The organism is Acidocella sp. (genome assembly GCF_035535915.1).
In the GTDB taxonomy this organism is placed as follows: Bacteria; Pseudomonadota; Alphaproteobacteria; order Acetobacterales; family Acetobacteraceae; genus Acidocella.
Window position 1 is genome coordinate 23,132 of record NZ_DATLPB010000122.1, and the last position, 7,114, is coordinate 30,245.

The window sequence follows — 7,114 nt, forward strand, 5'->3', positions numbered from 1 at the left end:
AATGTCCCTCGATCCAACGACCGGATCCAACACAACAGATATTATTCTGAATACGGATTGTCCGGCATGTGGTAGCGGCAGGGTAACGCCGTTTTATCGTGTTGAAAATGTCCCGACCAATTCGTGCCTCCTATTTGATACTGCCGAGCAGGCGCGCGCCTGGCCGCGCGGGCAAATTGTGCTCGGTTATTGTGCGGATTGCGGCTTTATCCATAATATGACATTTGAGCAAAGCTCGACCGAATATTCCGGACGCTACGAGGAGACACAGGGGTTTTCACCGACTTTTGCGCAGTACCATCGCGATCTCGCTATGCGTTTTTTGCAGCGGCATAGCCTGCATGGAAAGCGGGTGCTAGAGCTGGGGTGTGGAAAAGGGGAGTTTCTGTTGCTGCTGGCCGAACTGGGAAATGTCATCGGCATCGGCGTTGACCCTAGCGCACGACGAGATCGTATCGAAAACTCACCCTACGCCGACCGCGTGACGCTGTATCCTGAGTATTATGGCCCAGCGCACAGCGATATAGAGGCAAGCGCCGTCGTCTGTAAAATGACGTTGGAACATATACCGGATGTTGCCGTTTTCGTGTCCAAGTTGCGGCGTAATCTGTCCGATGATCGGCCGATTCCGGTGTTTTTCAAAATTCCCGAAGCCGAGCGTATCCTCACCGACTGCGCCTTCGAGGACATATATTACGAGCATTGCTCATATTTCTCCGAGACCTCTCTGGCGCGGCTGTTTCGCCATTGCGGCTTCAACGTGCTCAGCGTTGGCACTGAATATGGCGGGCAATACCTGACAATCGAAGCGATGGCGACTAAATCAGCGACGCCAGAAAATGGCGGGACGGAACAAGACATGGCGCGATTGTCCAAATTGGTTGCCGCGTTTGCCGAACGCGTGGAGCAGCACAAGCAGGTTTGGCGCGCGCGCGTGCATACCGCGCGCCAACAGGGACGGCGCGTCGTGCTGTGGGGTTCCGGCTCGAAGGCCGTCTCGTTCCTGACGTCGCTCGGGCTTGATGACGAAATCGCCGCAGCGGTCGATATCAACCCGTACCGGAAAGGGCATTACATGCCCGCTACGGCGCATCAAATCATCGCCCCGGAAGAATTGCGCGACTTCAATCCGGGTCTGGTGATCGTGATGAACCGGATATACACCCAGGAGATTCGCGACACCGTTCGGCGGCTCGGTGTTGCCGCCGAAATTGTCGCGCTTTAGCAGGCTCGTCGCTGCGAGTGCCGCGCCCTGCGGCACTCTCTTTCGCGATCCTGCCAGGCTGATGTGCCCCGCCTATGTGGCTGTGCTGATTGGCCCCGGCGATCGCAAGATCATTCAACCGATGACCTTCGCGATAACGGCATGAGTTATGACCTGCTTCACCATTTCATCGGCAGCGGCGCCTGGGCACGGCTTCGCCGGAAGTAGAGCCGCTCGCTGAAGCCGACAACCCGGTCGGCGGTAAGCCAACTCGTGAAAGAATGGCGATATCCGCGTCATCTGAGGCTCAGGCGTTGGCGAAAATTGTCTGGGTGGCGGCGTCGGCGTTAAAGGCGACGATGACGACATCGGCCTTGTCCTGGGCGGCCGCAACGGCTGTACCGCGCTCACGAAAGGTCTCGTTATAGGTCAGGTGTAATGGATCAAACTGCGGCGATGGCAGGTCTGCGTTTCGCGATGGAGTTTGAGCGTCGCTGGAACGCCTTTTCCTGGCAATTCGGCTAGTCGTGGGGGGCTGAGATTTACGTCAAGATCCGCAACTCTATTTCCGCGACATAGCCGGGCGGATCGGTGCCCCTTAAGAGATGAGCTCATGCCAGGGCATTCTTAACGAAACAGCAACATTGATCGCCTGCCTGTGCTTTGATAACATGGAAGGCGACTTTTGAGGATCAAGGAATTGATTACGGGTCTCGGCGTGGTCATTTTGCCGCTTTGCCTCTTGTATTGGCGGACGCCGAAACGTCTCCTGCAGCTCATCTTTATCGGCTCCACCTTTGCCGCCGCCGCGGTGTTCGTCCTCGGCAGCTATGGTGTCGCGCCGCCGTTGCTGCCGGCGATCATATTCATCGGCTATTTCCTGCTGCGCCTTATCCTGGGCGCCAGCTACCCGACCGGAAACGGCGTTCTGCGGACCCTGACGCCCTTTATTCTCGTGGTGATCGGCGCCCTGGTCAGCTCCCTCCTCATGCCGCGCTTTTTCGAGGGCCAGATTTTCGTCTGGCCACAGAAATTGATCGGCTTCAACGTGCTGAGCCCGCTCAGCCCGAACGCCGGCAACTATACCCAGGATATGTATCTCATCATCGATGCCGGGCTGACGATTGCCGCGTCCTTCTACCTGGTGACGATCGGCGCGAACATGAGGCATGTGTTCGACGCCTATCTCTACGCCGGGCTGATGGTGGTGTTCATCTCACTTTGGCAGTTCGTCGCGAACGTCACTCATATCTGGTTCCCCACCACATTTTTCCTGTCCAATCCCGGTTGGGCCCTGCTCTCCGGCGAGAGCATCGGCACAGTCATCCGGATCACAGGCCCGTTCAGCGAACCCGCGGCGCTCGCCTCCTATCTGTGCGGCATCATCGGTGCCTCAGCCTGGATGATCTTCAACGGCGACAGGCGTCTATTGACCCGCCTCGCTTTGCTCCTGAACCTGAGCGTGCTCCTGCTCTGCACTTCCACCACCGGATACGCCACCCTTGGCATCCTGGTGGCGGGCTTGGCGCTGTACACGTTCGTCGTGGGCTCCACGACCTTGAAAAAGCGTGTGCTCAAGGGCTTGGCCGGGGTGGGCGTGGTCACGGCGATCATCGTCACGGCGGTACCGGCGGTTGCCCCCGGCGTCACTCACCAAGCCGTGACCATCGCCAATGCGACGTTTTCCAAGCAGCAATCCTCCTCGTATCAGGACCGGACTTCAACAGATATCGACAGTCTGCATGAGGCGGTGGAAAGTTACGGGCTGGGCGTCGGCTGGGGCAGCAACCGCTCTTCAAGCCTGATCCCCGGCCTCTCCGCCGCCATCGGCATCTGGGGGATAGCCGGGCTACTTTGGTTCATGGCGCGCGTCCTCGCTCATGTTAGGATCGCGCAGCGTCATACGAACATCCCGGAGCTGAAAATGGTCACTCATGGCTGCGCCGGCGCCCTAGTCGGAATCCTGGTTTCCGCGGCGCTCTCCGGCCCCAGCATCACCTCCCCGGACTTCTATCTGCTGCTGGCGTTGCTGATCGCCGCTGCTGGCCGGCAGCGCTGGGAAGCCGGAGCCGCCCAAGCCCCGCTCCCGCGCTTTGCCGCCTTCGCGGCGCCGAAGGTGCTCGCAGCGAAAACAGCTAAACCGACCCAGTAGCCCAAAGGGCCGCAACTAGGGTCAGGACTCATTCCTTGAGATAGAAGGCGACTGAGGCCGCGATGCAGATGGCCGAGAAGAAGGTATGGGCGCAGCGGTCATAGCGTGTGGCGATGCGTCGCCAGTCTTTGAGCTTGGCGAACATGTTCTCGATTTTGCGGCGCTGGCGGTAGAGCGTTTTGTCATATTCCAACGCTTTCTTGCGGTTTTTGGTAGGCGGGATATAGGGGATGGTGCCACCTCCCCCTGTTTCCCAAGCTCCAAACAAGCGGCAAAGACGCTACACAGCGCCGACCGCCGCCGCTGTTTGATGCGGATCTTGGGAAGCCATTCTTCGCCTCTGGGCTCGGGTAGCAGCGCCGTCAGCGGGCAAGTTGCCGACGCGGCTAACAGAACGCGGATTCGCGTCTGTGCCTCCGCCACGGAAAATATTGGCAGTCGCGTGGGTGCGTATTGGGCTTCGTCTCCTGTTTTGTCCCAGGTATCGCCAAACACGTCGAGGCACGCCCATAAGAATGTGATGACGTCAATCTGACCGTCCGGCGCCGCCATCTGTATCACCCCTTCCGGCTGGCCGCGGGCAAAGACGTCGCGTCCGAGAACGAGGCGGCGATCGAGCCATCGTACCAGCGCCTGCATCTGCGCCAGGGCGGTAAGGCGGTCACGGAGCTCACCCGCTTCCGCCGTCGCTTGTTGCTGGGTAACGTCTTCCGACGGGAGCAACAGATGCGAGCGCAGCAGCAGCCAGGCCGCCATCACCAGCCAATCGGCCTTTTGGCTGAGCGGCAGGGGCGGCGCCTGAGCGATGGCGACGGTCAACTGGTCCACGAGCGCCGGTAACGGAATCTGCGTCAGGTCGATGGTCCGTGCCCGCGCGAGCCGCAGCACCCCCTCGAGCGGGCCGGCATAGCCCGCCAGTGCCAGATGCGGGCTGAGATCGCCCTCCCCTGTTGAGACTACGTCATCCAGCCGTGTGACCAGCTGGTGGGTCGATACCGTAGGTCGAAATTCAACCCTGACCACGCCGTGGCGATCGTGTTAATGGCGCATGCGGCCGGGCTGGCATAACTCAAAAACGTGTAGCCGAGCACGCCGTGCCCGACGGGGAGACGCCGGGGCGCTTTCACCGTCACCTGCCGGGTGACCTGCCGCAAATTGTCTTCTGGTCCCCAACGCGTGGCTAACCAGGATCTGGCGCATGGATGCCGGGGACCGAGCTGCAGAAGATCGACCGGCACCGGGAGCAGGACAAACAAGTCAAAGGGGGACGCCCGGCTGCGCCCGCACACCGCCAGCGCTTTCGCGTGGTGGGCCTCGACCCGCTCACGAAACTGCCTGGCCAGAATGTGGCAGCCGTCCACCGTCAGGCCGCGCCGATCCACGGGCTGCGCCACAGCGAGGTTGAAAATGTCCTCCTCGATCACGGCATAGTCGAGCACCCACGGCACCACCCCGGCGCCGCACGCCGCGGCGGCAAAGCTGTCGAGGACGGCCTGCGGCCCGGTGATGGTCAGCTGATGATAGAACCAGTCCTCATCGCTGGTGGAAACGGCGCCCGTAGCCGGCCGGCGCCCGCGTCGCTTGGCCGGCCGTTCGTCTGGGTGCGGTGTGACGCGGCCTGACGCCGCCGGGTTCGGAACGGTCTCCCAAGGGAAGCGCAGCGTCATCACAGGTCCAGCAGTCCGGCCGGGCTTTCCGCCACGAGCCCAGCCCGCTGCACATAGCCGCGCATGGTGCGTAGGTCGCGGTGTCGCGTGTGTCGCATGATGTCCTCATCACGCATGCCTTTGGCATACGCTTCGGTGATGAACTCGACGCGCAGTGCGTGCGCACTGAGGCGCTCTGCGCCGTCGAGTTGAAATCCCGCCATCGCCGCGCGCCGGAGCAAAATATACCGGACGGCGTCGGCATTCAGGGCCTCGGTGCCGATCGTGCCGGCGGTGCTGATGCGCCGGAACAACGGGCCGGCTTTGTGTTGAGCGACCGCCATCCAGTCGTGAAAGGCGCGGACCGAACAGGTCGTCAGATAGCGGCCGCGTGGCAGGCCGAGTTCCGCCCCCTGCCCCACCGCGTCTGTCTTGCTGCGGCGGATCAAGAGCCGTAGGCCGCCGGGTACTTCGGTCACGTCGTCGGCCTGCAGCGCCACCAGTTCCGAGCGCCGCAGCGCGCCGGCGAACCCAAGCAGCAGCAACGCTCGATCACGGCGGCCGCGCGCCGAACGGTCGCAGGTCTCGACCAACTGGCGCAGCATGTCCAAGGTCAGCGCCGGCGCTTTTTTCGGTGGACGGCCATGGGCACGCAGCACACCGCGCAGCGGCGCTTGAATGTCCTGATGCGCCGGATTCCAAAGCAGGCCATTAAACCGGTGCATCTTGCCAATCGCTGCGAGCCGGCGGCGGATCGTGCTGGGCGCGTGGCTCGTCGCCAAGCTGGCGAGGTAGGCGCCGATTGTCGCCGGCGCGGCCGGCACCGGGATAAAGTCCTGCGCCGCGCACCAAGCGGCAGATAATCTAACATGTCGATTGGCTGCTCCGTAGCCCAGGGTTATGCTCTTGGTCTTCAGCTCGTGGACTATGTCTGGCAGATCCCTGATGCTGCGCGCGAGTACTTGTTCGTTCACTCCAGCCGTAGGACACCACCATGAGCATTCGCGTCGGCATTGTCGGGATCAGCGGTTTTGGCGGTGGCGAGGCGATGCGCCTGGTCGCGAACCACCCGTCTTTCGAGCTCGTCTACGCCGCGGGCGAGGGCAGCGCCGGCAGCCGGTTGGTGGACCGCTTCCCCGGTGTGCCGGCCAAGCTGGCCGAGCTGGTGATCGAGAAATGGGACCCTGCGACCCTGCCGAAGCTCGACGTGCTGTTCGCGTCGCTGCCCACGGGCGCCTCGGCCGAGGCGCTGGCGCGCGTCCCCAAGGACGTGAAGATCGTCGACATCGGCGGCGACCACCGCTACGTCGAGGGTTGGGCGTATGGCCTGGCCGACGTCTGGCCAGGCCAGATCGAGGGTCAGATCCGCGTTGCCAACCCGGGCTGCTACCCTGCGGCGACGCTGACGGCGCTGGCGCCGCTGCTGGCCAACAAACTGATCGAGCCTGGCAACATCGTGATCGACGCCAAGACCGGAATCTCCGGGGCCGGCCGGGGCGGGGCCGACAGCAAGTTCGGCTACGCCGAGAGCAACGAGAACTTGCTGCCCTACGGTCTGCTCAAGCACACCCACATGCCCGAGATTGCCAAGACGATCGAGCGGCTGAGTGGCGGCAGCGCGGCCGGGCTGGTGTTCACGCCACACCTGGTGCCGATGACCCGCGGCGTACTCGCCACCATTTACTGCCGCGGCCGCGCCACCACGGGCCAGTGCCTGGACGCGGCCCGGCGCTTCTACGCCGGGCGGGCGTTCGTCCGCGTGACCGACAAGCCGCCGCAGACCAAATGGGCGACCGGCTCGAACCTCGCGTTCGTCAGTTATGCGGCCGATCCAGAGCGCAACCTGGTGATCGCGATGGGCGTGGTCGACAATCTCGGCAAGGGAGCGGCCGGCCAGGCGGTGCAGAATGCGAACCTGATCTGCGGCCTGCCGGAAACCGCGGGGCTGGACGGTGCACCTGTTTGGCCATGATGAAGGCGGGCCTCCAGGCAGCTGTTCAATCCGCCACTACGGCGCCGCGCCAAGGCAACATCCAGATGATCGACAGCATTACGACCTAGAGCGGGATGAGTTGGAGTCGACTCGCCCGTCGTCCCGACTCGCGCGGGGTA

5 protein-coding genes and 2 pseudogenes are annotated in these 7,114 nt (G+C 62.7%); 4 read left to right on the forward strand and 3 right to left on the reverse strand.

What is annotated here, in order from left to right:
* Position 1 precedes the first annotated feature (1 nt).
* The 3 genes and pseudogenes from VNC39_RS16330 (at position 2) to VNC39_RS16335 (ending at position 3,356) form a co-directional block, all read left to right on the forward strand.
* The gene (locus tag VNC39_RS16330) at positions 2–1,225 is read left to right on the forward strand and encodes a class I SAM-dependent methyltransferase (RefSeq protein ID WP_325400713.1); all 1,224 of its coding nucleotides are present in this window, start codon (positions 2–4) and stop codon (positions 1,223–1,225) included.
* A pseudogene (locus VNC39_RS17540) lies at positions 1,212–1,411 on the forward strand (hypothetical protein); the annotation flags it as partial. The gene VNC39_RS16330 and the pseudogene VNC39_RS17540, both read left to right, overlap by 14 nt.
* A 493-nt stretch (positions 1,412–1,904) precedes the next feature.
* Positions 1,905–3,356 carry a hypothetical protein gene (locus tag VNC39_RS16335; protein WP_325400714.1) on the forward strand — a complete coding sequence of 484 codons (1,452 nt, stop codon included), beginning with the start codon at positions 1,905–1,907 and terminating at the stop codon, positions 3,354–3,356.
* A gap of 28 nt (positions 3,357–3,384) precedes the next feature.
* On the opposite strand, the pseudogene VNC39_RS16340 reads toward VNC39_RS16335, so the two are convergent.
* The 3 genes and pseudogenes from VNC39_RS16340 to VNC39_RS16350 all read right to left on the reverse strand — a co-directional run.
* A pseudogene (locus VNC39_RS16340) lies at positions 3,385–3,579 on the reverse strand (transposase); the annotation flags it as partial.
* A 733-nt stretch (positions 3,580–4,312) separates the two neighbouring features.
* A complete protein-coding gene (locus VNC39_RS16345; RefSeq protein WP_325400715.1) occupies positions 4,313–5,023 on the reverse strand; it encodes a hypothetical protein in 711 nt (236 codons plus the stop codon).
* Positions 5,023–5,976 carry a tyrosine-type recombinase/integrase gene (locus VNC39_RS16350; RefSeq protein ID WP_325400716.1) on the reverse strand — a complete coding sequence of 318 codons (954 nt, stop codon included), beginning with the start codon at positions 5,974–5,976 and terminating at the stop codon, positions 5,023–5,025. Before VNC39_RS16350 ends, VNC39_RS16345 begins: the two co-directional genes overlap by 1 nt.
* A 20-nt stretch (positions 5,977–5,996) precedes the next feature.
* On the opposite strand from VNC39_RS16350, the gene argC reads away from it, so the two are divergent.
* Positions 5,997–6,974: an N-acetyl-gamma-glutamyl-phosphate reductase gene (argC, locus tag VNC39_RS16355; protein WP_325400717.1), complete on the forward strand. Its 978-nt coding sequence runs from the start codon at positions 5,997–5,999 to the stop codon at positions 6,972–6,974.
* Positions 6,975–7,114: the final 140 nt, after the last annotated feature.